Origin of the sequence: Staphylococcus kloosii (assembly GCF_032139365.1) — a bacterium.
GTDB lineage: Bacteria > Bacillota > Bacilli > Staphylococcales > Staphylococcaceae > Staphylococcus > Staphylococcus kloosii_A.
This window is the reverse complement of sequence record NZ_JAVTDB010000018.1, coordinates 1-1,088: the sequence shown is the minus strand read 5'-3', so window position 1 is coordinate 1,088 and position 1,088 is coordinate 1. Positions and strand designations below refer to the sequence as shown.

Below are 1,088 nucleotides of genomic sequence, written 5' to 3'. Positions count from 1 at the left end.
ATTAACGGAACAAACATATTAAATCCAATTAAATTAGACATAAAATTGCTAATAAAATAAATAACAGCAAAACCATGAGATAGGCTTACAATCAAGGGCAGACCGAAAATAAATAACGTCTGTTTTGCTACACTTTTATATAATTCCCTTTTCCCAATTCCAATTTTTCTTAATATTTCATAGTTAAGTTGATTTTCATTAGCTTCTGTAAGTTGTTTAAAATAAATAATAGTTCCCGTAGCTGATAAAAAGACGAGACCTAAAAATCCAAAAATAAATAGATTTAATGCATTTCCTTCTTTACCTTCTTTATAATTATCATAAAAAGAAATGATTGGTGAACCTTCTTTATTAGCAAATTTATTTAAATCTTCAGAAGTCATTTTTGTAGATTTTTCATTTTTTACTTCATATCCTATATAGTTCGAAAATTTAGCATTTTTATTTAATTTATGAAATTTTTCATCACTAACAATCACAAATAAATCTGGATAATTAAATGGTAATACGCTTCCAGTAACCATACCATTAATTTGTAAATTTTGTGATTTCTCATTTGAATCTAATTCTAATTCTTGATTTTTAAAATCACTTGATTTAAATTTAGTAGCTCTTGGTTTAATGACTTTGGCTTGATTTCCAGAAATTTTTAATTGTTTATCCCTATTTAAAGAATGAGATACATTATTAAATGTATTGTTGGAAATGATTTTTACTGGTTTTGTCGGATAATCAACATTAGATGAGAACTTTGCATCTGTTTCTAAAACCGGAATTGTTACACGTGATTTCACAGGATGGTCTTTGTCTTTCTCAATCTTATGTTTTATTTTTGAATCGTAATTATGATCTTTTGATAAATGGGTATAGCTAAAAACAGTATCATCTTTAGCCCCTTTTTCATTGCCATAATAACCACCATAGGTTGCTGCAAATAAACTAATTGTTGTAGCACTAAGTAATGTAATTAATGAAAACATCTTAGCGTTACCTTTAACACGATAAAGCAAGTTAGATGTACTAATTAATGTTGTACTTCTATAATATAAAAATTTATTTTTTTGTATTAGCTTAATTAAATAAATAGT

General features: G+C 25.9%; 1 protein-coding gene. It reads right to left on the bottom strand.

Annotated elements, in window-relative coordinates:
• Positions 1 to 980: ABC transporter permease (locus tag RPL90_RS01700; protein WP_313541945.1), on the bottom strand; the 980-nt coding region annotated here is incomplete at its 3' end.
• Positions 981 to 1,088: the final 108 nt, after the last annotated feature.